19 protein-coding genes are annotated in these 22,857 nt (G+C 67.2%); 7 read left to right on the top strand and 12 right to left on the bottom strand.

All coding sequences use genetic code 11. From position 1 onward, the window contains the following. Positions 1-164 precede the first annotated feature (164 nt). A complete protein-coding gene (locus CDN36_RS17805; protein ID WP_287497463.1) occupies positions 165-986 on the top strand; it encodes an alpha/beta fold hydrolase in 822 nt (273 codons plus the stop codon). A gap of 149 nt (positions 987-1,135) precedes the next feature. Here the strand turns inward: CDN36_RS17805 and CDN36_RS17800 are convergent, their stop codons facing one another. The 3 genes from CDN36_RS17800 to hppD form a co-directional block, all read right to left on the bottom strand. Further along, positions 1,136-2,335 (bottom strand): amino acid aminotransferase, encoded by a 1,200-nt coding sequence (locus tag CDN36_RS17800; RefSeq protein WP_287497462.1) that lies wholly within the window; start codon positions 2,333-2,335, stop codon positions 1,136-1,138. Between the two features lie 221 nt (positions 2,336-2,556). Continuing rightward, on the bottom strand, positions 2,557-3,942 hold the full coding sequence (locus CDN36_RS17795) for an amino acid permease (protein ID WP_287497461.1): 1,386 nt from the start codon (positions 3,940-3,942) through the stop codon (positions 2,557-2,559). A 207-nt stretch (positions 3,943-4,149) separates the two neighbouring features. Then, positions 4,150-5,223: a 4-hydroxyphenylpyruvate dioxygenase gene (hppD, locus tag CDN36_RS17790; RefSeq protein WP_150553727.1), complete on the bottom strand. Its 1,074-nt coding sequence runs from the start codon at positions 5,221-5,223 to the stop codon at positions 4,150-4,152. 322 nt (positions 5,224-5,545) lie between these two features. On the opposite strand from hppD, the gene CDN36_RS17785 reads away from it, so the two are divergent. Then, the gene (locus CDN36_RS17785) at positions 5,546-6,019 is read left to right on the top strand and encodes an Lrp/AsnC family transcriptional regulator (protein WP_150553726.1); all 474 of its coding nucleotides are present in this window, start codon (positions 5,546-5,548) and stop codon (positions 6,017-6,019) included. A 30-nt stretch (positions 6,020-6,049) separates the two neighbouring features. Here CDN36_RS17785 and CDN36_RS17780 read toward each other — a convergent pair whose 3' ends face one another. Beyond that, the gene (locus tag CDN36_RS17780; protein ID WP_502920383.1) at positions 6,050-7,336 is read right to left on the bottom strand and encodes an MFS transporter; all 1,287 of its coding nucleotides are present in this window, start codon (positions 7,334-7,336) and stop codon (positions 6,050-6,052) included. Between the two features lie 474 nt (positions 7,337-7,810). On the opposite strand from CDN36_RS17780, the gene leuA reads away from it, so the two are divergent. Next, entirely contained in the window at positions 7,811-9,523 is a 1,713-nt protein-coding gene (gene leuA / locus CDN36_RS17775) for a 2-isopropylmalate synthase (RefSeq protein WP_287497460.1), read from the top strand. A gap of 264 nt (positions 9,524-9,787) precedes the next feature. Here the strand turns inward: leuA and pcaF are convergent, their stop codons facing one another. The 3 genes from pcaF to CDN36_RS17760 all read right to left on the bottom strand — a co-directional run bounded on the left by pcaF (position 9,788) and on the right by CDN36_RS17760 (position 12,436). Then, complete coding sequence (gene pcaF, locus CDN36_RS17770; RefSeq protein WP_287497459.1) at positions 9,788-10,990, bottom strand: 3-oxoadipyl-CoA thiolase; 1,203 nt, start codon at positions 10,988-10,990, stop codon at positions 9,788-9,790. Positions 10,991-11,074: 84 nt separating this feature from the next. After that, positions 11,075-11,725, bottom strand: coding sequence for a CoA transferase subunit B (locus tag CDN36_RS17765; RefSeq protein ID WP_150554148.1), 651 nt, complete (start codon positions 11,723-11,725; stop codon positions 11,075-11,077). Positions 11,726-11,758: 33 nt separating this feature from the next. Next, complete coding sequence (locus tag CDN36_RS17760) at positions 11,759-12,436, bottom strand: 3-oxoacid CoA-transferase subunit A (RefSeq protein ID WP_150553722.1); 678 nt, start codon at positions 12,434-12,436, stop codon at positions 11,759-11,761. Positions 12,437-12,872: 436 nt separating this feature from the next. Between CDN36_RS17760 and CDN36_RS17755 the strand changes: the two genes are divergently transcribed. Beyond that, entirely contained in the window at positions 12,873-13,673 is an 801-nt protein-coding gene (locus tag CDN36_RS17755; RefSeq protein WP_150553721.1) for an IclR family transcriptional regulator, read from the top strand. 67 nt (positions 13,674-13,740) lie between these two features. Here CDN36_RS17755 and CDN36_RS17750 read toward each other — a convergent pair whose 3' ends face one another. The 3 genes from CDN36_RS17750 to CDN36_RS17740 all read right to left on the bottom strand — a co-directional run bounded on the left by CDN36_RS17750 (position 13,741) and on the right by CDN36_RS17740 (position 16,889). Then, positions 13,741-13,950 carry a DUF2783 domain-containing protein gene (locus tag CDN36_RS17750; protein ID WP_150553720.1) on the bottom strand — a complete coding sequence of 70 codons (210 nt, stop codon included), beginning with the start codon at positions 13,948-13,950 and terminating at the stop codon, positions 13,741-13,743. A gap of 47 nt (positions 13,951-13,997) precedes the next feature. Further along, complete coding sequence (locus CDN36_RS17745; RefSeq protein ID WP_150553719.1) at positions 13,998-15,731, bottom strand: FAD-dependent oxidoreductase; 1,734 nt, start codon at positions 15,729-15,731, stop codon at positions 13,998-14,000. Positions 15,732-15,929: 198 nt separating this feature from the next. After that, positions 15,930-16,889: an MBL fold metallo-hydrolase gene (locus CDN36_RS17740; protein WP_150553718.1), complete on the bottom strand. Its 960-nt coding sequence runs from the start codon at positions 16,887-16,889 to the stop codon at positions 15,930-15,932. Between the two features lie 237 nt (positions 16,890-17,126). On the opposite strand from CDN36_RS17740, the gene CDN36_RS17735 reads away from it, so the two are divergent. The 3 genes from CDN36_RS17735 (at position 17,127) to CDN36_RS17725 (ending at position 20,520) form a co-directional block, all read left to right on the top strand. Further along, a complete protein-coding gene (locus CDN36_RS17735; RefSeq protein WP_287497458.1) occupies positions 17,127-17,942 on the top strand; it encodes an IclR family transcriptional regulator in 816 nt (271 codons plus the stop codon). Next, positions 17,939-18,832: an IclR family transcriptional regulator gene (locus CDN36_RS17730; protein ID WP_241013726.1), complete on the top strand. Its 894-nt coding sequence runs from the start codon at positions 17,939-17,941 to the stop codon at positions 18,830-18,832. The genes CDN36_RS17735 and CDN36_RS17730 overlap by 4 nt, the downstream gene beginning before the upstream one ends. A 218-nt stretch (positions 18,833-19,050) precedes the next feature. Further along, entirely contained in the window at positions 19,051-20,520 is a 1,470-nt protein-coding gene (locus CDN36_RS17725; RefSeq protein ID WP_287497457.1) for a histidine-type phosphatase, read from the top strand. Positions 20,521-20,660: 140 nt separating this feature from the next. On the opposite strand, the gene CDN36_RS17720 is transcribed toward CDN36_RS17725, so the two are convergent. Together CDN36_RS17720 and CDN36_RS17715 are read right to left on the bottom strand one after the other, a co-directional pair. Continuing rightward, positions 20,661-21,149, bottom strand: coding sequence for a FapB/FapC family functional amyloid domain-containing protein (locus CDN36_RS17720; RefSeq protein WP_287497456.1), 489 nt, complete (start codon positions 21,147-21,149; stop codon positions 20,661-20,663). Positions 21,150-21,461: 312 nt separating this feature from the next. Continuing rightward, positions 21,462-22,841, bottom strand: coding sequence for an MFS transporter (locus CDN36_RS17715; RefSeq protein ID WP_287497455.1), 1,380 nt, complete (start codon positions 22,839-22,841; stop codon positions 21,462-21,464). Between the last annotated feature and the right edge of the window lie 16 nt (positions 22,842-22,857).

Genomic DNA, 22,857 nt, shown 5'->3' with positions numbered 1-22,857 from the left:
CTCCCCCCGAATCGCACGTCGGCGCGTGAAGCTCGATCCCCGGCCGGTGCGACGCACCGCGCCTCCCGCCGTGTCGCGCCGTGGCGCTGCCTCCCGCCTTCACAGTGCCGCGTCCGACGTTCTTCGTTGCCGTTTCGATTCGCGCATCGCGCAAGGATCCCACCATGAGCACCTTTCAGACGAAAGATGGCACCACGATTTTCTACAAGGACTGGGGCGAGGGCCGTCCGGTCGTGTTCTCGCACGGCTGGCCGCTCTCGGCCGACGCCTGGGACGCGCAGATGCTGTTTCTCGTGCAGCACGGGTACCGCGTGATCGCGCACGATCGACGTGGGCACGGCCGCTCGGCGCAGCCCGGCACCGGCAATGACATGGACACCTACGCCGACGATCTGGCGGAGCTCGTTGAACGGCTCGACCTGACGGAAGCGACGTTTGTCGGCCACTCGACCGGCGGCGGCGAGGTCGCCCGCTATCTCGGCCGGCATGGCACGCGCCGCGCGGCGCAGGCGGTGCTCATCGGCGCCGTGCCGCCCGTCATGGTTAAGTCGGACAGGAACCCGGGCGGCCTGCCCATCGGTGTGTTCGACGAAATCCGGGCGAACGTGGCGAACAACCGTTCGCAGTTCTACCGCGATCTCGCCATGCCGTTCTACGGCTACAACCGGCCGCACGCCAAGCCGTCGCAGGGCGTGATCGACGCGTTCTGGCTGCAGGGCATGTGGGGCTCGCACCTCGGCCAATACCTCTGCATCAGGGAGTTTTCTGAGGTGGATTACACCGAGGATCTGAAGAGGATCGACGTGCCGACGCTCGTGCTGCACGGCGACGATGATCAGATCGTGCCGATCGACGACGCGGGCATGCTCAGCGCCAGGATCATTCCGCACGCGACGCTCAAGGTGTATCCCGGCGGCTCGCATGGCATGTGCGTGATCGACGCCGACAAGGTCAACGCCGACTTGCTGGCGTTCCTGCGCGGCTGAGCGTCTTTGGCTCGGCGCCAATGAGAAAGGGACGGGGGACGGCATTCGCCGTCCCTTCCCGTGCCGCCGGCAGCGCCGACCCTTAGCTCAGGTAAGTGCTCAGGTAAGTGCTTCGGCAAGTGTCTCGGTGAGCGCTCCGGGGCTGCGCCTCAAGCGTTGCCGAGCACCTTGGCGATGCTGTCCGCCACGACCGCCACGTTCTTCTCGTTCAGGCCGGCCACGCACATGCGGCCCGAGCGGATCAGGTACACGCCGTGCTGCTCGCGCAGCACATCGACCTGCGCGGCCGACAGACCCGTGTAGGTGAACATGCCGCGCTGCTCCAGATAGCGCGAGAGCATGGTCTCGGGCACGCGGCCGCGCAGACCTTCGTGGATCGCGCCGCGCATGCGGGTGATGCGCTGACACATCTGCGAGAGCTCGTCTTCCCACGACTTGCGCAGTTCCGGCGTGCCGAGCACCTTCGCGACGATTTTTGCGCCGTGCGTCGGCGGGTTGCTGTAGTTCGAGCGCACCGCGCTCGTCAGTTGGCCCAGCACGCGCTCGGCTGCCTCGGCCGATTCGCAGATGACCGACAGGCCGCCGCAGCGCTCGCCGTACAGCGAGAAGTTCTTCGAGAACGAGTTGGCGACGAAGGCCGGCAGGCCACGACGCGCGAGCTCGCGGATGACGAACGCGTCCGCGTCGATGCCCGAGCCGAAGCCCTGATAGGCCATGTCGACGAACGGCAGCAGTTCGCGCTTGCCGAGCACCTCGATGAGCTGTACCCACTGCGCATCGTTCAGGTCCACGCCCGTGGGGTTGTGGCAGCACGCATGCAGCAGCACCACGCTGCGCGCCGGCAGTTTGTCGATGGCGTCGACCATGGCTTCGAACTGCAGGCCGCCGGTCGCCTCGTCGTAATACGGGTACGTATTTACCGTGAAGCCGGCTCGCTCGAAGATGAAGCGGTGGTTGTCCCACGTCGGATCGCTCACCCACACCTGCGAGTCCGGGAAGTAGCGCTTGATGAAGTCGGCGCCGACCTTCAGGGCGCCCGAGCCGCCGAGCGTCTGAACCGTGGCGATGCGGCCGTCGGCGCGCGCGGGCGAATCTTCCCCGAAGACGAGGCCCTGCACCACGTCGCGATAGTTGGCGAAGCCCGCCATCGGCAGATAAGGCTTCGGGCCGACTTCGGCGAGCAGCAGCGCTTCGGCCTCGCGCACGGCCTGCATGACCGGCAGACGGCCATCGTCGTCGTAATAGATGCCGATGCTCAGGTTGACCTTGTTGGCACGCGGATCCTTCGCGAAGTTCTCGTTGAGCGAGAGGATCGGATCGCCGGGGTAGGCATCGATATGTTCGAACATGGCAGTTCCTGGAATAACGAGAGAAAGTCGGTGCGGCGGCCCCGCGGGCCCGCGGGGCGGGTCGCCCGGCGCAATGCCGATGGCGCCAAACGACTGATGATACCGCTAGTGTGGCGTTGCCGGGTATGCCCGGGCGTGGGCGGCCGGCCATCGGCCGACCGGTCAGCCGGCGCGTTGGGTGCGTTGCGCGTTATCCCGGGCGCGCGGCCCGGGACACGGCCTCAGCGCGTGACGCCGGCCGGCACCGGCACGGCGCCGTGCTTCGTGCGAAGGCGGTAGCCCACGCCCAGCACGAGCAGCCACACCGGGATCAGATACACGGAAATGCGCAGATCCGGGATCAGGTACATCACGACCAGGATGCCGGCGAGAAAGGCCAGGCACAGGTAGTTCGTGAGCGGATAGGCGACGCTCCGGAACGAGGTCGTCTCGCCGGCGCGCGCCTTGGCGCGGCGGAACGCGAGGTGGATCACGCTGATCATCGCCCAGTTGATGATGAGTGCCGAGACGACGAGGCCCATCAGCAGTTCGAACGCCTTGCCGGGCATGAAGTAGTTGATCACCACGCACACGGCCGTGGCCGCGGCGGAGACGCCCAGCGCCACGAGCGGAATGCCGCGGGCGTTGACCTTGAGCAGCGCGCGCGGCGCGTTGCCCTGACCGGCCAGACCGTAGAGCATGCGGCTGTTGCAGTACACGCCGCTGTTGTAGACGGACAGCGCGGCGGTGAGCACCACGGCGTTGAGCACGTTCGCGACGAAGTTGCTGTTGAGCTCGTGGAAGATCAGCACGAACGGGCTGCCGCCGGTCGCGACCTTCTCCCACGGGTACAGCGAGAGCAGCACGCCGAGCGCACCCACGTAGAAAATCAGAATGCGGTAGATGACCTGATTGGTCGCACGCGGGATGGTGCGCGACGGATCGTCCGCCTCTGCCGCCGTGATGCCGACCAGCTCCAGGCCGCCGAACGAGAACATGATGACGGCCATCGCCATGACGAGCCCGGACATGCCGTTCGGGAAGAAGCCGCCGTGCTGCCACAGGTTGGCCACGCTCGCCTCGGGGCCGGCGTTGCCGGAGAGCAGCAGGTAGCCGCCGAAGCCGATCATGCCGACGATGGCCGCGACCTTGATGATGGCGAACCAGAATTCCATCTCGCCGTAGGACTTCACGCTCGTGAGGTTGATGGCGTTGATGATGCCGAAGCACACGAGCGCCGAGACCCATGTCGGAATCGCGGGCCACCAGTACTGCACGTAGATGCCGACAGCCGAGAGCTCGGCCATCGACACGAGCACGTAGAGCACCCAGTAGTTCCAGCCCGATACGAAGCCGGCGAACTGACCGCAGTATTGGTTGGCGAAGTAACTGAACGAGCCGGCGACCGGTTCGTCGACCACCATCTCGCCCAACTGGCGCATGATGAAGAAGGCGACGACGCCCGCGATGGCGTAGCCGAGCAGAACGGATGGGCCGGCGGTCTTGATGGTTTGGGCGATGCCGAGAAAGAGGCCGGTGCCGATCGCGCCGCCAAGCGCGATCAATTGGATGTGACGATTCTTCAGGCCGCGGTGGAGCGACCCTTCTTGTGCTGCGTTGCGGGACATGTCTGTTCCTTACCCGAGGGTCCGCGAACAGACCCTCCTTCCTTGCCAAGCGGCGCGCTTCTCTGTTTTCGCCCTGTACGAGCGAACCGGAACCGTTGAGCCGCCACGGCGCGGCGCTCGTGACGCCGCCGCCGTGTCCTTTGGGATCCCCGCTCGCCGGCGAGGATCATGTGCCGGCGCACAGGCCGCCGGTTGTCTCCCCAGGACTCAGACCTTGAGCGTGCCGCGCTCGATCTGGTCGCGCTCGAGCGATTCGAACAGCGCCTTGAAGTTGCCTTCGCCGAAGCCGTCGTCGCCTTCACGCTGGATGAACTCGAAGAACACCGGGCCGAGCAGCGTCTTCGAGAAGATCTGCAGCAGCAGGCGCGGCTTGCCGCCTTCGGTCGTGCCGTCGAGCAGGATGCCGCGCGACTTGAGCTCGCCGACCGGCTGGCCGTGGCCCGGCAGACGGGTCTCGAGCGCGTCGTAGTAGAAGTCGTTCGGTGCGCTCATGAGTTCGACACCGGCCATTTGCAGGTTGTCGATGACCTCGATCAGGTTGTCCGTGAGGAATGCAATGTGCTGAATCCCTTCGCCGTTGAAGGCCATCAGGAATTCCTCGATCTGGCCGCTGCCCTTGGCCGATTCCTCGTTCAGGGGAATGCGGATTTTACCATCGGGGGCGGTCATGGCCTTCGACGTGAGGCCCGTGTACTCGCCGGAGATGTCGAAGTAGCGGATCTCGCGGAAGTTGAACAGCTTCTCGTAGAAATTGGCCCAGTACGCCATGCGGCCGCGGTAGACGTTGTGCGTGAGGTGATCGATCAGGCGCAGACCGTGACCGAGCGGATGGCGATCCACGCCTTCGATGTATTCGAAGTCGATGTCATAGATCGACTTGCCTTCCTCGAAACGGTCGATCAGATACAGCGGCGCGCCGCCGATGCCCTTGATCGCGGGCAGACGCAGCTCCATCGGACCGGTGGCGATCTCGACAGGCTGGGCGCCCAGTTCGAGCGCGCGCGCGTAGGCCTTGTGCGAATCCTTCACGCGGAACGCCATGCCGCACGCGCTCGGGCCGTGCTCGGCCGCGAAGTAGGCGGCTTCGCTGTTCGGCTCGCGGTTGACGATGAAGTTGATGTCGCCCTGGCGGTAGAGCAGCACGTCCTTCGAGCGGTGACGTGCGACGAGCGAAAAGCCCATCTTCTCGAAAATCGGTTCGAGCACGTTCGGCGTGGGCGAGGCGAATTCCACGAATTCGAAGCCCATCAGTTGCATCGGGTTGTCAAAAAGGTCGGCCATGATCGTCTCGGCTCAATGAGTTTGTGAGGTGGTGAATTCGTTGGACGCATTGCACTGCCCGGCGGTTTGGCGCCGAAGCGCTTGGGTATGGGCGCGGAGGGTGCAACAAAATTGTGGTTTGCTGACCGATGGGTCGGGAAATGGCTTTCCCGCCGTTCCGTGCGACGAAACTCGCCTGTCTGCGGCTCGCGCGAGCGCGTTTGCGACCGTTTACGGCGCCCAGTGTAAGTGGTGCGTCGCAAAATAGGATTTCGTTACGAACACAGGCAAACCCTAGGTTATGCATTAATATTTCTCCATATCGATATGTGGAGAAATTAAGATGCACAACATCGAGATCGATCGGATCGACGTCCGGTTGCTCGGCATTTTGCAGTCGAACGGGCGGATTTCCAACCTCGAGCTGGCCGAGGCGATCAAGCTTTCGCCGGCGCAGACGCTACGGCGCCACCGGCGGCTCGAGGAGATGGGCGTGATCAAGGGTTACGACACGCGGCTCGACGCGCAGCGTCTTGGCTTTAGCGTCGTGGCCTTCGTTCACGTGACGATGGAGCGCGGACACATTCGCGACCTGTCGAACTTCAAGGGCCTCGTCGCCGAACTCGCGCAGATTCAGGAATGCTTTTCGGTGACGGGGGACATCGACTACGTGCTCAAGGTCGTGGCGCGCGACCTCAAGGCGCTGTCCGAATTCCTGCTCGACACGCTCATGCGCATTCCCGGCGTGAGCGCGGTGAAGTCGAGCGTCTGCCTCGACGAAATCAAATGCACCTCCGCCGTGCCGCTCTCGGCCTGAGCCCCGGCGCCGCCCTGGCGGGCACGGCGCTCAGGGGCGCTCGCGCGTGGCGCTCCAGGCGAGCCCCACCGCCAGCGCGACGAGTGCGCAGCCGACCCACGGCGTGAGCGCGAGCGCACCGGCGCCCACCAGCGCACCGCCGACGCCCGCGCCGAGCGCCACGCCCACGTGCATGGCGGCGACGTTCACGCCCACGTTGGCGTCCGCATCGTGCGGCGCCACGCGGATCAGATGGTTCTGCACCACAGGCGAAATCGACCACGAGAGCGAGCCCCACACCATCATCGCGGCCAGCAACAACAGGACGGGCAGGGCGCCTGCTGCCGCCTGGACGCCCATGGCGGCAAGCGGCACGCACGCCATCGCGGCGAGAAACAGCGCCGGACAGCCGCGCAGCGAGCGCATCGGCCCGGCCCGGTCCGCAGCCCATCCGCCAAGCCATGCGCCGCCCACGCCGGCCACGCCGAACGCAAGAAACCACAGGCTCATTTCGCCGGCTGACGGCGCGACGACCGACTGGAGATATGGCGCGAGGTAAGCGAACAGCGTGAAGTGCCCACCGAGCATCGCGATCGTCACGCCCTGCGCGGCAAGGCGTCGCGGCTGGCAAAGCGCCCGCACATACGCGCGCAGGGTGAGCGCCGCGGGCGGCGTGCGAGCCGGCAACACCCGCCACAGCACGAAGACGAGCGGCGCGCTCGCGAGTCCGATGGCGGCAAACACGCTGCGCCAGCCCGCCCAGTGTTCGAGCGTCATGCCCAGCGGCACGCCGAGCACCAGCGACGCGCTGATTCCCATGAAGATCATGCCGACGGCGCGCCCGTGATAGTCCGGCGGCGTGATTTCCGCGGCCAGGCGTGAGCACAGCAGCACAATGGTGGCGCAACTCGCCGCCATGGCGATGCGCGCGGCGAACAGCGCCGCATAACCCGGTGCGCCCGCAGCAGCGAGGTTGCTCGCGCTGAAGATCGCGATCGCCGCGAGGAGGGCGCGACGGCGTTCGAAGCGCGATAGCCACGCGGCCATGACGAACGCCCAGAGCGCGAATACGGCCGAGAAGACCGTCGTGAGCTGCCCGGCGGAGGCCGTCGATACGCCGAGGCCCGCCGAGAGCGCCGGAAGTATGCCGGTGCAGATGTTCTCGGCAATGCCGGCGAGAAACACCGTCAGCGCGAGCCATCCGACCTGCGCGGCGCCGCGCGGCCGGGGCGAGGAGGGCGCCGCGTCCGCGGCGACCCTGTTGTCGTGGGCGATGGGCGCGCTCGATGCGCCGGCGGCGCACGAGGCAGGAGGGGATGAGGCGCGCACGGATGCCACAGCAGTCTCCGATGTCGTGACATGTCCCGCACGACACCGGGATTGGCGCCGACGGCTGAGCATGTCGATCCGTCGGGTTTCGAGGCTGAGCTTCGGTTATCCCATAGGCGCACACGATATCGAAGACATCGCCGCGCCGCAACCTGAGAAGTGGAGTCAGGGGCAGGGCAGGGGGCAGGCCGTCCGTCGCGAGATCCACGAGGCGACACATCATGGTTGACAGGTTCCGAAAATCTGTGCTTTCATGTGCCACATGATCACCGCGCAATTCACCCTCTCGCTACGACTACTAGCCCGCTCCACCGGGCTTGGTCCGTTGCTGCGCGCGTGCATCGTCTGAATTCCTCACTGAAGCACCGCTGATTTTCCCCAGTTACGCCGACCTGAGCCCCGGTTCATCCAACCGGAGGTCGTAGCTGCTTTGCGCTCATGCGTCGTCCGGTTGCCACTTTTGCCGACAATCGAGACAACGCCATGCTGAAGAACCCTGCCACGAAATACCGCCCGTTCACGCCGGTCAACATTGCGGACCGACAATGGCCGAGCCGCACCATCACGCGCGCGCCGATCTGGATGAGCACCGATCTGCGCGACGGCAACCAGGCCCTGTTCGAGCCGATGGACGCCCAGCGCAAGATGCGTATGTTCAAGACGCTCGTGGCCATCGGTTTCAAGGAAATCGAAGTGGCGTTCCCGTCGGCGTCCGACACCGACTTCAACTTCGTTCGCGAACTGATCGAAGGCGGCCATATTCCCGAGGACGTCACCATCGAAGTCCTCACGCAAGCTCGCGATGACCTCATCGAGCGCACCTTCGCGGCGCTCAAGGGCGCGCCCCGGGCCATCGTTCACCTGTACAACGCCACGGCTCCGGAATTCCGGCGCATCGTCTTCAACCTCGATCAGCCGGGCGTGAAGGCGCTCGCCGTGGCTGCCGCCAGGACGATCAAGCGCTGTGCGGACGCCGCGCCCGAGACGCAATGGACGCTGCAATACAGCCCGGAGACGTTTACCGGCACGGAGCTCGAGTTTGCCAAGGAAGTGTGCGATGCCGTTTTCGACGTCTGGCAGCCCACGCCGGAGCGCAAGTGCATCGTCAACCTGCCGGCCACGGTGGAAATCGGTACGCCGAACTATTACGCCGACCAGATCGAATGGATGCACCGTAATCTGGCGCGCCGCGATTCGCTGATCCTGTCCGTGCACCCGCACAACGACCGCGGCACCGCGGTCGCGGCTGCCGAGCTGGCCGTGATGGCCGGCGCCGATCGCATCGAAGGCTGCCTGTTCGGCAACGGCGAGCGCACCGGCAACGTCGACCTCGTCACGCTGGCGCTGAACCTCTACACCCAAGGCGTGGATCCGGGTCTCGACTTCTCGAACATCAACGACATCGCGCGCACGGCCGAAGCATGCACGCAACTGCCCGTGCATCCGCGCCATCCTTACGTGGGCGATCTGGTCTTCACCGCGTTCTCGGGCTCGCACCAGGACGCCATCAAGAAGGGCCTCGCCGCGCAGCAGCCGGACGCGATCTGGGAAGTGCCGTACCTGCCCATCGATCCGAGCGACCTCGGTCGCACCTACGACTCGATCATTCGTGTGAACAGCCAGTCGGGCAAGGGCGGCATCGCCTATCTGCTCGAGCAGTCATACGGCGTGCAGATGCCGCGCCGCCTGCAAGTCGATTTCAGCTCGGCCGTGCAGCGCTATACCGACGAGACGGGCGCCGAAGTCACGGCGGCACAGATCTGGCAATTGTTCCAGGACGAATACGTGAGGTCGCACGAGCCCGTCGCCTACGTCGGCCATACGCTCTCCGAGCGCGAAGGTCGTCAGCACATCGCCGTGACCGTCGACATCCATGGCCAGCGCACGACGGTCTCGGGCACCGGCAACGGTCCGCTGGACGCCCTGATGAACGCGATGCGCACGCCGGTGCGCGTGCAGCACTACGAAGAGCGGGCGCTCACGCAGGGCGCCGACGCCCGCGCCATCGCCATTGCCGAAATGGCGGGCGAGGCGATCGTGGGCAGCGCCTTCGGCGTGGGGATCGACGCGAATCTGACGACGGCTTCGATCCGCGCGGTCATCAGCGGTATCAACCGCGCCTATGCGCGCAGCGATGCCGATGCCCGGGCCGGGTTCTTCGACGCCGTGATGCGCGACGTGGCCAAGGCCGTCTGAGCCGGCCGGTGAGCGAAACAAGCACCTGAGCTCGCTCAAGCGCGACACGCGAGCGGCCACGCAAGCGGCTGCGAAAGCCGCTGTGAAAGCCGCTGTGAAAGCGAACACTTCAGGCGGGAAAGGAAGGAGACATGGGGCAGACGCGACCCGCGCGGCACTGATCGTGCCGGCGGGCGCCCGGAGCGGCGCGGCGGCACTTATCCAGTGCGGCGCGTTTCGCCCCGGCCCCGCAACGCAAGCAGTGAGATGGGCGGCGCTGCCGCGTCACACTGCTTCGATGGCGATAGCGATGCCTTGGCCGACCCCAATGCACATCGTACACAGCGCAAAGCGACCACCCGTGCGCTTGAGCTGATACGTCGCCGTCGTGACCAGACGTGCGCCGCTCATGCCGAGCGGATGGCCCAGCGCAATGGCGCCGCCGTTCGGATTGACGCGCAAGTCGTCGTCGGCCACGCCGAGCTGACGCAGCACGGCCAGGCCCTGGCTCGCGAACGCTTCGTTCAGTTCGATGACATCGAACTGATCGAGCGACATACCGAGCCGTGCGAGCAGTTTCGTCGTTGCGGGAGCCGGACCGATGCCCATGATGCGCGGTGCCACCCCTGCCGTCGCCATGCCCAGAATCCGGGCGCGCGGCGTCAGGCCAAAGCGCGCCGCACTCGCCTCGTCTGCCAGCAGCAGAGCGCAGGCGCCGTCGTTGACGCCAGAAGCGTTACCGGCGGTCACGGTCCCATCAGGGCGTACCACGCCCTTGAGTCTGGCAAGCGCTTCCAAGCTCGTCGCGCGCGGGTGTTCGTCGCGATCCACGACGATCGCCTCGCCTTTCTTCTGAGCGATCGACACCGGCGTGATCTCTTCGGCCAGCGTGCCGCTCGCCTGCGCACGCGCCGCCTTGTCCTGCGAGCGCATCGCGAAGCGATCCTGGTCCTCGCGGCTGATGCCGAACTCGGTCGCCACGTTCTCGCCCGTCTCGGGCATCGAATCCACACCGTACTGCGCCTTCAGGAGCGGATTGACGAAACGCCAGCCGATGGTCGTATCGAAAATCTCGGCCTGACGCGAAAACGCGCTCGCCGCCTTGCCCATCACGAACGGAGCGCGGCTCATGCTCTCCACGCCGCCGGCGATCATGAGACCCGCTTCGCCGGCCTTGATGGCGCGTGCGGCGGTGCCGATGGCGTCCATGCCCGAGCCGCACAGGCGGTTGAGCGTGGCGCCCGGCACGTCTTGCGGCAGACCGGCGAGAAGCGACGACATGCGGGCCACGTTGCGGTTGTCTTCGCCGGCCTGGTTCGCGCAGCCGAAGATCACGTCGTCGACCTGCGTCCAGTCCACGTTCGGGTTGCGCGCCATGAGCGCCTTGAGCGGGATCGCGCCGAGGTCGTCGGCGCGCACGGACGACAGCGCGCCGCCGTAGCGGCCGATCGGGGTGCGTATGGCGTCGCAGATGAAAACTTCACTCATGTTCTCTACCTCAATGGAATTCGCCGGCGCACGTGAGGCGAGGGCCCCGGCGATGGTGTCGTTCTGTGGCGTTTCGGTCGCGTGTCAGGCAATGGCCGGCGAGGGCAGCAGCGCGACACCGGTGAGTCGCTGCAGCTCGTCGAACGTGAGGCCGTCGACCCTATCGACGACACGCAGGCCCTCGGGGGTCACGTCGAGCACGGCGAGGTCCGTGTAGATGCGCGTGACGCAGCCCACGCCGGTGAGCGGATACGTGCACTTGTCCACGATCTTGCTCTCCCCCTGTTTGGTGAGATGCTCCATCATCACGAACACCTGCTTCGCCCCGCTCGCGAGGTCCATGGCGCCGCCCACGGCCGGAATCGCATCGGGGGCGCCCGTGTGCCAGTTGGCAAGGTCGCCGGTGACGGAGACCTGAAACGCGCCCAGCACGCAGAAGTCGAGGTGACCGCCGCGCATCATCGCGAACGAGTCGGCATGGTGGAAGAACGCGCCGCCGGGCTTGAGCGTGACGGGCTGCTTGCCCGCGTTGATGAGGTCTTCGTCCTCCTCGCCCTTGGCCGGGGCCGGGCCCATGCCGATCACACCGTTCTCGCTCTGGAGAATGATCTCGCGATCGGCGGGCAGATGATTGGCGACGGCCGTGGGCAGGCCGATACCGAGGTTCACGTAGGCGCCGTCGGGAATGTCCCGGGCGACGCGGGCGGCCATCTGGTCGCGGGTCAGTCGGTTCACATTGCTCATGGAGTGCTCCGGTTCGGATGGGGCTCAGGCGCGCGCGGCGCCAGGCACCGCAACGATGCGTTGGACAAAGATGCCCGGTGTGACCACGGCTTCCGGATCGAGATCGCCCAGCTCGACGACCTCGCTCACCTGCGCGATGGCGCACTTCGCCGCGGTGGCCATGATCGGGCCGAAGTTGCGGGCGGTCTTGCGATACACGAGATTGCCCCAGCGGTCGCCCTTGAGAGCCTTGATCAGCGCGAAGTCGGCGTGAATCGGCGATTCGAGCACATACGGCTTGCCGTCGATCACGCGCGTTTCCTTGCCTTCGGCGAGCAGCGTGCCGTAGCCCGTCGGGGTGAAGAAGCCGCCGATGCCGGCGCCCGCGGCGCGAATGCGCTCGGCAAGGTTGCCCTGCGGCACCAGTTCCAGCTCGATCTTGCCCGCGCGATAGAGCGCGTCGAACACCTGCGAGTCCGTCTGACGCGGGAACGAGCAGATGATCTTGCGCACGCGGCCCGCCTTGAGCAGCGCGGCCAGGCCCGTCTCGCCGTTGCCGGCGTTGTTGTTGACGATGGTCAGCTCGCGCGCGCCCTGATCGATCAGCGCGTCGATGAGCGCCGAGGGCATGCCGGCGTTGCCGAAGCCGCCAATCATGACCGTCGCGCCGTCGTGGACGTCGGCGACCGCGTTGGCGAGCGAATCGTAAATCTTGTTGATCACACGTGCCTCCTGGGCATCTCCATCGGGCGAAAGGCTCGCGGCCGAGCGCCCCCTGTTGGCTGTCTCCCGGCGATGGCGTCTTGTCAGGCGGCATCGTCCGGTTCACAATGTTCTTTATGCGAACAAATATTCGCTATGAGAACAACAGCAGTCAGCGTAACCCTCGGGGTGTCGGCCGTCAAGCGACGCCGGCCCCAGTGGCCTCGCCATACCTCGCGCGCCCGCCCGGCGCGAGGATGCGAGGATGCGAGGATGCGAGGATGCGAGGGCGCGAGGGCGTTGTGCGGGGCTTGCCGTGTGCCGCGCGGTGGAACAGACAGCGCAAATCCATTACGCTTGCCGTTCGCGCCGCCGATGTCGCCGCGCCCGGATGGCCGCAGCGGTACGGGAGCGCTGTCCGGCGTCCCGTTCAACGAAGTTCTCGAAGAAGCCACACATGACTCCAGTGCCGAACGACGCCAGCGAACCGACCGACAAGAAGCCGGGCGACTCCTATGTCCAGTCGTTCGCGCGTGGACTGGCGGTGGTCAAGGCGTTCAATGCCGCGCGTCCGGCGCAGACGCTCTCCGAAGTCGCGCAGGCCTCCGGCCTCACGCGCGCGGGCGCGCGCCGCATTCTGCTCACACTCGAATCGCTCGGCTACGTGCGCAGCGAAGGGCGGTTGTTCCGTCTCACGCCGCGCATTCTCGATCTCGGCTTCTCCTATCTGACGTCGATGCCGCTGTGGAATCTGGCCGAGCCGTTCATGGAAGCGCTGGTCCAGCAGGTGCAGGAGAGCAGTTCCGCCTCCGTGCTCGACGGCGACGACATCGTCTACGTGCTTCGCGTGCCGGTACGCAAGGTGATGTCCATCAACCTGTCCATCGGCAGCCGCCTGCCGGCGTGGTGCACGTCGATGGGCCGCGTGATGCTCGCCGCGCTGCCCGACGACGAACTCGACGCCGCGCTTGGCCGCGCCGACATCCGCGCGCATACCGACCGCACGGTGACGGACGTTGATGTGCTGCGCGAGCGCATTCGCGCTGTGCGCTCGCAGGGCTGGGCGCTCGTGGATCAGGAACTCGAGGAAGGACTGATTTCGATCGCCGCGCCGATTCGCAACCGCGCCGGGCAGGTCATTGCGGCGATGAACGTGAGCGGACAGGCCAATCGCACGTCTGCCGCCGAGATGGAAGCGAAGTTCCTGGGGCCGCTGCAGCAGGCCGCGCGGAAGATCTCGCAGATGGTGGTCGTGTAGGCGAGGCGCCGCTGGCCGGACGCCCCGCTTTTTCCCCGGCTGCGCCCGGGTTTCGCCGCGATGCGGTTCAGTGCGCCGGTGTACCCAGCGCGCCGGCTCGCGCCAGGCGAATCGCGCAGAGCAGCGTGTCGTGATCGCCGATCTGGTTGGCGAGCAACAGAATCAGCTGCGCGTTGGCGGCCTGACTCTGCGCGTCGTTCAGATCGCGGTGCATGTCGATCAACGCTTCGTAGAAGTCGTCCGGTCGCGTGAGCCGCGCTTGCGTGTCGAGTGTCATTTGAATGTCTCCTGCCTGTTCGATGCCGTGAGCGGTGTTCGCGCGCGCTATGCGGCGCATGGCATTGGCGCCGCTTCCGGGGCCGTGCGGCCGAGGGCGCGCTCGCGTGCGGCGGCAATGGCCGCACCGTCGATCGTGCGCCAGCGCGCGCATACGTGCTGGTCCGGACGGACGAGGTACACGGTGCCCGGCGCGGCGTCGTAGCGTTGCGCGGCCAGTCCCTGCACGTCGTGCCACACGTTGCGCTCGCCGTGTGCGCCGTCGTCCGCGTGAGCGTCCGGCGTCACGAACACCGGCACGACCGGCACGTCGTCGTTAGCGAGCGCGTCGAGTGCGGCCAGCGCGCTCGCGTCGAGCGACGCCGGCGTGCCGAAGACCAGCGCCACGAAGCGGCCGCCCAGCCGGGGCAGCAGCCAGCCGTCCTGCCCCTCGCGAGAGAGCGGCGCATCGACGCACGCGGCGCCCGGCACCATGCGGCCGGCGAACGCGTCGCGATCGGGTGTATTCAGCGTGGACGCGTGCAGCACGGCCGGCACCGACAATCGTCCGCTGTTGACCAGTTGCCGCGCGAACGCATGGTCGCGGGCCAGTGTCAGCACCGCGTCGCGGAACACGCGCGAGACCGCGCTTTTCGGCGTGATGAAATCGGTCGAGCGCGTGGAGTTGCGGATATTCTCGTCGGCGGCGAATTCGCGCTCGCGTGCGTAGGTGTCGAGCAGTGCATCGGGGGCGCGGCCGGCGAGCACGAGCGCGAGTTTCCACGCCAGGTTCTCGGCGTCCTGCACACCGCTGTTCGCGCCGCGCGCGCCGAACGGCGACACGCCGTGCGCAGAGTCGCCGGCAAACAGTACGTGCCCGTGGCGGAACTCGTCCATGCGCAGGCATGAGAACGTGTAGACGCTCACCCACTCCAGCGTGAACTTCGCGTCGGGGCCCAGCAACGCCTGCACGCGCGGAATCACGCGCTCCGGCGCCTTCTCGGCCACCGGGTCGGCATCCCAGCCCAGTTGGAAGTCGATGCGCCACACGTCGTCCGGCTGACGATGGAGCAGCACCGACTGGTTCGGATGGAACGGCGGGTCGAACCAGAACCAGCGCTCGGCCGGGAAGTCTGCCGTCATCTTCACATCGGCGATGAGAAACCGGTCCTTGAACGTGCGGCCGTGGCTGTCCACGCCAATGAGCTTGCGCACGGGGCTGCGCGAACCGTCGCACGCGACGACGTAGCGTGCGCTCGTCCGGTATTCGCCGTCGGGCGTCTGCACCGTAAGCGTGACGCTCGCATCGGCCGATCCGGGCGTGCCCTGCTGCACGAGCCCGACGACCTTGTTCTTCCAGCGGATCTCGATGTTGGGCAACTGCTGCGCGCGCTCGAACAGATACCCTTCGACGTAATACTGCTGAAGGTTGATGAACGCCGGGCGGTGGTGTCCGGGCTCGGGCAGCAGATCGAAGTTGTAGACCTCCTGATCGCGCAGGAATACGCGGCCAACGTTCCAGCACACGCCTTTTTGCACCATGCGCTCGCCACAGCCGAGCCGGTCGAAGATGTCGAGCGTGCGCTTGGCGAAGCAGATCGCACGCGAGCCCGTCGAGAGCGTGCAGTCGTCGTCGAGCACGATCACGGGCACACCCTGTTGCGCGAGATCGATGGCCGTGGCGAGGCCGACCGGGCCGGCCCCGACGACGATGACCGGATGTGTGGCGCTTGCGTGGCCGCCGGACTGCTCGGCGCATGGCCGGTAATCGAACGTGAGGCGCTGGTAATCGATGCTGCTCATGCAATGTCTCCATCGTCGGCCTATCGCCGGCGCGTCGTCGCGCCAGCGCAGGCCGCCTTCTACTTTCTGCTTTCTAATGTCTTGCCTGGCTTGCCGACGGCGCGCGGTCCTTTGCGCGCGCCGCTTCCTGTCCCCTTCCGCTTCCTTCCTGCCGGCCTTCTGCCCCCCTTTCTGCCGGCGGATGCCGGGGACCGGCGATCAGTCCTGCAGCGCGGCCCACATTTCCTTGTCGCGCTGCGCCGTCCAGATACGCGGATGCGTAATGCCGCTCGCTTCGTCGAACGCGCGCGTCACGTCGAATGGCAGGCAGTGCTCGTAGATGAACACATGGCCGAACTTCGGGTCCATCTTGCTGCGCGTGAGCGCCATTGCGCCCTTCAGGTCGAGCTTCTGCGCGACGGCCTGCTTGCCGGCTTCGAACAGCGTCGTCACGAAGTCCTTCGTGTATGCGAGACCCTTGGCAACCTCCTCCGGCGTGGTGAGCGCAGGCCCCCGACCCGGCACGAGCTTCTCGGGGCCGAGCGCCGCAAGGGCGTCGAGCGTGGCGGGCCATTCGGCGAGCTGCGCGTCGCCGGTGTAGCAGGCGGCGTCGTACTCGACGAGGTCGCCCGAGAACAGCACCTTCTGCGACGGCAGCCACACCACCGTGTCGCCCTTCGTGTGACCCGAGCCGAGGTGCGCGATCTTCACTTCGAGCTTGCCGAGGAAAAGCGTGATTTCCTTCTCGAACACGAGCGTCGGCCAGGTCAGGCCCGGCACGGTCTCGACCCCGGCGAACAGGCGCGGGAAACGCTCGATCTCCGACTTCATGTCCGCCTCGCCGCGCTCGACGATCATCTCGTAGGTGCCGCGGCTCGCAATGATCTGCTGCGCGCCCTCGGCGAAATAGGCAGAGGCGCCGAGCACGCGCACGGCGTGATAGTGCGAAAGGACCACATACTTGATGGGTTTGTCCGTGATCGTGCGGATCTTGGCGATCAGGTCCTGCGCCATGGCCGGCGTGGCCGTGGTGTCGACGATCATCACGCCGTCGTCGCCAATGATGACGCCCGAGTTCGGATCGCCCTCGGCGGTGTACGCCCAGGCGTTTTCCGACAGTTGGGTGAAGGTGACCTTCTTGGCTTCCAGGTCGGCTTGCGAAGCGAATGCTTTGGCCATGCTTGTCTCTCTCTTGTCTCGTCTGCGGGGAAGGTGCTGCTTGATGAGGGCATCTTACGAAAGCCGTTAAATATTTGTCAATGACAAATCTTATTGTTATTTGCTAATGTGACGGCGTGTGCGATCCGTGCGTACTTGGACGCGGGTAAACCCCCGGAAAAATCGCCCGGAGGGTTCGGATCGCCGACTTGTTTAGAATCTAGGCCATTTTCTTTTGGGGGCTCCCCCCATGACGGCATGAACCGAATTCCGATGGACGGCGCCTCCGACGCGAGTCCGCAGCGCGCCTCGCGCGGCGTGCAGAGCGTGGACGTCGCCGCACGCGTGTTGCAGGCGCTGGCGCAGGCGCGCCGGCCGCTGGGGCCGGGCGACCTCGCCGCACTCGCCGGGCTGCCCCCCGCGCAGGCGCATCCTTATCTGGTAAGCCTCACGCGGCTCGGCCTGCTCAAGCGCGACCCGATGTCGGGCGACTACGCGCCGGGGCCCATGGCGTTGCGACTCGCCCTCCTGCATCTGGAGAACGACCCCGCATATCGGGCGGCGGTGCCGCGCGCGGTTGCGTTCGCGCGCGAGACCGGCTTCTGCGTGGCGCTCAGTACGTTGGCGCCGCAGGGGCCGCTCGTCGTGTATTTCGAGCGCGCGGCGTTCCCGCTGCATGTGAATCTGCACGTGGGGTCGGTCATGTCGCTCACGACCACCTCGACCGGACGCGCCTTTTGCGCGTTCACGCCCCAGACGCAATGGCCGCAGGCCTGGCACGAGCAGATGCCGGCCGACGCGCCGGCGCGCGCGTCGTTCGAGGCGTTGCTCGAGGAGACGCGCACGCACGGCATGTCGCGCAGCGTGAACACGCCGAGTCCGTCGGTGAGCAGCCTGTGCGCGCCGGTGTTCGATGCGAGCGGCCGGCTGCGCCTCGCGCTCACGGCCATCGGTCCGACGGCGGCGCTCGACGTTGCGTGGGACGGGGCCGCCGCCAACGCGTTGCGCGCGACGGCGGCCGCCACCGCCGCACAGGTCGACGCGGGCGCGGCAGATCGCGAGGTGAGCGCATGAGCGCGACGCGACAACGCACGAACGCCGGCAACGTGACGTCGAGCCCGGACGAGGCGGCATCGACCGGGCAGGCCGCGAAGCCGCAACGCGGCATTCAGGCGCTCGAGAGCACCGGCGCGCTGCTGGAGGCGCTCGCGGCGGCGGGGCGCCCGCTGCCGCTCAACGCCCTGGCGCGCGAGGCGGGCATGTCGCCGGCCAAGGCGCATCCGCATCTTGTCAGCCTGCAGCGCGCCGGACTGCTCTCGCGCGACGCCGGCGGCAATTTCGAGGCGGGAACGCTGAGCCTCGAACTGGGGCTGATGGCGTTGCAACGGCTCTCTCCCACCGGTGAGGCCGAGCCCGAAATTCTGGCGCTCGCGCAGGCGACCGGGCTGTCGGCGGCGATGGCCGTACTCGGGCCGGTCGGCCCGACGGTGGTTCGTCTGGAGGAAGCGATGCGCCCGCAGCACGTGAGCTTGCGCATCGGCACGGTGCTCTCGCTCGTCAATACGGCAATCGGCCGGACGTTTGCCGCCTTCTTGCCGGCGGCGGTGCTCGAGGGCCTGCTTGCGCAGGAGTCCGTAAGAATGGCAGGCCTCGGCGCGGAAGGGCGTGCCGCCACGCCGCCCGCGGACTACGCCGATCGCCTCGCTGCCATTCGCGCGCAGCTATTCGATACGGCGTTGAGCAATCCGGTGCCCGGCATCGACACGGTCGCCGTGCCGGTGTTCGATCACACGGCAGAGGTGACGCTGGTGCTCGCGCTCATGGGGTCGGCGGGCAGCTTCGAGACGGCCCTCGATGCGGCGCCCGCGCAGGCGCTGCTCGCCGCGGCGCGCCGGCTGTCGTGGCGGTTCGGCGCCATCGGCCGCACGCACGGCGTGGTCGGTGTGATGGGCGCGGCCCGCTAGGCGCACGGTGAGGCGCGGCGGTATTGTCGCGGTAGTGCTGCGGTAGTGCGGCGGCGGGGAGCGTTCGTTGCGCGCGACGTATTTGCGCCACGGTTCCGGACGCGTTTGGGCGATGCCGGAAACGCACGGTAAGATGGGCGGCATCGACGCCGTCCCGTCACCCTGTAGCCCTGTAGCCCCGTCAATCTGTCACTCGACCTGCCGCCATGACGCCTGCCATGACCCGCATGATGACGCGTGAGCCCGTTCGCCTTGCCCGCCCGCTTTCTTCCCCCATGGCTGCCCGGCGTGCGTGCGGCAATGGCGGGCGTTGGCGCGCGTGTCTGGCCGCGCTGACCATTGCCGGCGTTCTGAGCGCATGCACGACGGGCACGCCGCCGTCGCCGGGACAGGCGAAGCCGACCGAATCGGCGGGGCGTATCGACGGCATGCCCGTGGACTGGACGCTCGTCTCCACGGTGATCGTGAGTCGCCACGGCGTGCGATCGCCCACCCATGCCCATCCCCCGCTGGACAAGCTGAGCCCCGATGCGTGGCCGGGCTGGCCCGTGCCGGCTGGCTATCTCACCGCCCGGGGCGGTTCGCTCGCCGAGCGCATGGGGCGGTACTACGGCGACTGGTTGCGCGCGCGACGCGTGCTTCCCGACAATGCGTGCCCCGCACCGGGCACTGTCTACGGGTGGGCGGACATCGACCAGCGCACGCGGGAGACGGGCAACGCGCTGCTGCAGGGCATGGCGCCGGGCTGCGACATGCGCACCTCGCACCAGGCCGATCTCACCACCTACGACGCCGTGTTCCAGCCGGTGGCGGCCGGCGACTGCCCGCTCGATCCAGGCGCCGCGCGCGGTGCGATCGAGGCGCGTCTCGCGCCCGGCGGCGTTGCGGGACTGAACACACGCTATGCCGCCACGATCGCCCGCGTGGGCGAAGTCCTCGACTACGGGCGCAGCCCCGCCTGCGGCGCATCGGGCGGATGCAAGCTCGAAGATGTGCCGACGCGCTTGCGCGTGGAAAGCGATGGCAGCGGCGTCGCGTTGCGCGGCGGGCTGGGCAGCGCGGCGAAGGCGTCCGAAGTGTTTCTGCTGCAAGACGCCGAAGGTCTGCCGCAGAACGACGTCGCATGGGGACGCATCCGCGACGAACAGGACTGGGCGCGGTTGCTCGAAGCCCATAACGCGCAGCGCGACTTGCTCAACCGCACGCCATATCTTGCCGCGACGAACGGCACGCCGCTGCTCGCCGTCGTGCTCGATGCGCTCGCTCGCGCGCAGATGCAAACGGGGGCCCCGCCGGCCGCGCCCGTGCGGGGGCCGGTACTGCCTGTCGGCAATCGCGTCTACGTCCTCACGGGCCACGACACCAACGTCGCGAATCTCGCGGGCATGCTCAAGCTCGACTGGCAACTGTCCGATCAGCCGGACAATACGCCGCCCGATGGCGCGCTGGTGTTCACGTTGTGGCGCAACCCGGCGGGCGAGGCGTTCGTGCGCGTCGAGTTCGTTTACCAGTCGATGCACCAGTTGCGGCATCTCAGCGCGCTCTCGCTCGACGAACCGGCCAGGCGAATCACGATCGCCGTTCCCGAGTGCAACGCCGGTCCCGACGGCAAGAGCTGCCGCTGGCAGGACTTCTCGCAGCGGGCCAGGGCGGCACTGTCCCCGGCGTGCCTCGACGGCGTGCGCTGAGCCGGGCGAATCCGTAAGTACGCCGTCTCGTGCGGCGCCGACCGGGGTTTCAGCTGTTGCACCGGCGCGCGCTGACCCGCAGGCTTCAGGACCGCTTTCCGCCCGACGCCCGAGCGGCGCGCGAAGGCCGCGCTGCGGACTCAGTGAATCGCCAGTGCGTTCGCCTGCGCGTTGGCGGCGCCGGCCGCCACGTTCACGCCGATGTTGCCCGAGGCCCCCATTAGCGCGCGCTCGCCGAGCGCTGCGCTGCTGGCGCCGGCAATCGCCGCGGCACTGCGAACCACCTGACGGGTGTCCACGCTCACTTGCGAGGCGGCCGCCTGCACGATCGGGTTCGACTGCACGTTGAGCGCGCCCGCGGCGAGGTTCACGCCGAAGTTGCCGTGCGCGCTGCGCAGGGCGTCGGCGCCGAGCGCCGCGACGGGACTGCCGCGAAACACCGCGTCGCCGGTGACGGTCTGGCCGGTGGAGAGCCGGGCGGCGGAGGTGTCGCCGGAAGGGGCGGAGGAAGCGGAGGCGGCGGAGGCGGCGGAGGCGGCGGAGGCGGCGGAGGCGGCGGAGGGAGTGGCCAAGGCCGTGGCGCCGACCGCAGCTAGCACGAGGGAACCCAGCAGGGCAAGTCGCGGCATGTTTGTCTTCCCCAGGATGTCCGTTGGGACAGATACCTGGATATCGGCGCCAGAGGCGCTTGGGTTGAATGAGTTTTCGCGTGCGCGTCCGGACCGGACAGTCCTGGCTTTGCCCCTGCACCGGAACGAGCGGCGTCACCGAAATGCAGCGGGGCCGATTCTTCCGCGCTGCGGCGCGAATTCTCGCACAGCGGCGCGAGCTTCGCACCCATGCACGACCGCCGACGTCCCGCTATCGACCGCTCTCTTTCGCCCGCTCTCTTTCGCCCTCTTTCGCCCTCTGTCACCCTCTGTCACCGTCGATGCGCGAGCCTACGCCGGTTCTCCCGCCCGCCCGGCCAATCCCGCGGTGTTCTCGTGCGAGCGCGCCGCGGCTTGCTGCTGCACCGTGGCCGACTTCCTGTGGTCGATCAGCAACACGGCAACGACCGCAATGACGGCGGGAATGGCGATTGCCATAAAGTTCTGCTGCAACGGGAGCTGTAGGCTCACGAGCACGCCGATGACGATGGGCGCCAGAATCGCGCCGCTGCGACCCACGCCGGAGGCCCAGCCGATGCCCGTGCCGCGTGCGGCCATCGGATAGAACTGACCGGCATAGGCGTATGTCACGATCTGCGTGCCGATCGTGGATGCACCGGCGAGGCCGACCAGCACGAAGAGCGTCGGCGTGGGCACTTTCACGCCGAGCAGCGTGATGGACACGGCCGCAAGTGCGTACATGCCCACGAGCACGTATTTGATGTTGAAGCGATCGGCGAGCCAGCCGCCGCCGATGGCGCCGAGCATGGCACCGAAGTTCAGCACGAGCACGAACGTGAGGGCCGAGCCGAGGCTGTAGCCGGCGCCGGCCATCAGCTTCGCGAGCCACGAGCTGAGTGCATACACCATGAACAGGCACATGAAGAACGCCACCCACAGCATGATCGTGGAGAAGCCCCGGCCGTCCTGGAACAGACGCGAGAGCGGTGCAGCCGGCTTGCGCTCGCCCGACGCCTGCGCGAACTGATCGCCCGGCTGCGCCGCGTAGGCGGGCGCGAGGCGTGCAAGCACCTGCTTGAGCGTATCGACGCGACCCGTGCGGATGAGATACGGCATCGACTCGGGCAGCGCCTTCATCGCGAACGGCACGAGCAGCGCGGGCAATCCCGCCGCAAGGAAAACGGACTGCCAGCCATAGGTCTCGATCAGACCCTTGCCGAGCAGCGCGGCGAGCATGCCGCCGACGGAGTAGCCCGAGAACATCAGGGTGACGAGCGTGCCGCGCAGACGGCGCGGCGAGTATTCGGTCATCTGCGCGACCACGATCGGCATCACGCCGCCGATGCCCACGCCGGCGAGAAAGCGCGTCGCCGAGAAGCTGACCGGCTCATGCGTCAGCCCGGCCGCGGCGGTAAACAGCGAGAACATCAGCACGCAGATGGCAATGGCCTTGCGGCGGCCGATGCTGTCGGCGACCATGCCCATCACGATCGCGCCGAACATCATGCCGAAGAGCGCGGCGCTGACCATGAAGCCGGCGCTCGTGGCGTCCACGTTCATTGCCTTCATGATCGAGGGCAGGGCGATGCCCGCCACCGCGAGGTCGTAGCCGTCGAAGATGATGATGAGCGCGCACCAGAGCAGGATGCGGCCGTGATAGCCGTTAAAGCGCGCTTCGTCGGCCAGATGATGCACATCGATGTGTCGCATGCGTTGTCTCCATAAC

The organism is Pandoraea sp. CB10b_02, from assembly GCF_002216225.1.
Lineage (GTDB): Bacteria > Pseudomonadota > Gammaproteobacteria > Burkholderiales > Burkholderiaceae > Pandoraea > Pandoraea nosoerga.
Note: the sequence above shows the minus strand (reverse complement) of the source record. Positions and strands in the feature narration are given on the sequence as shown.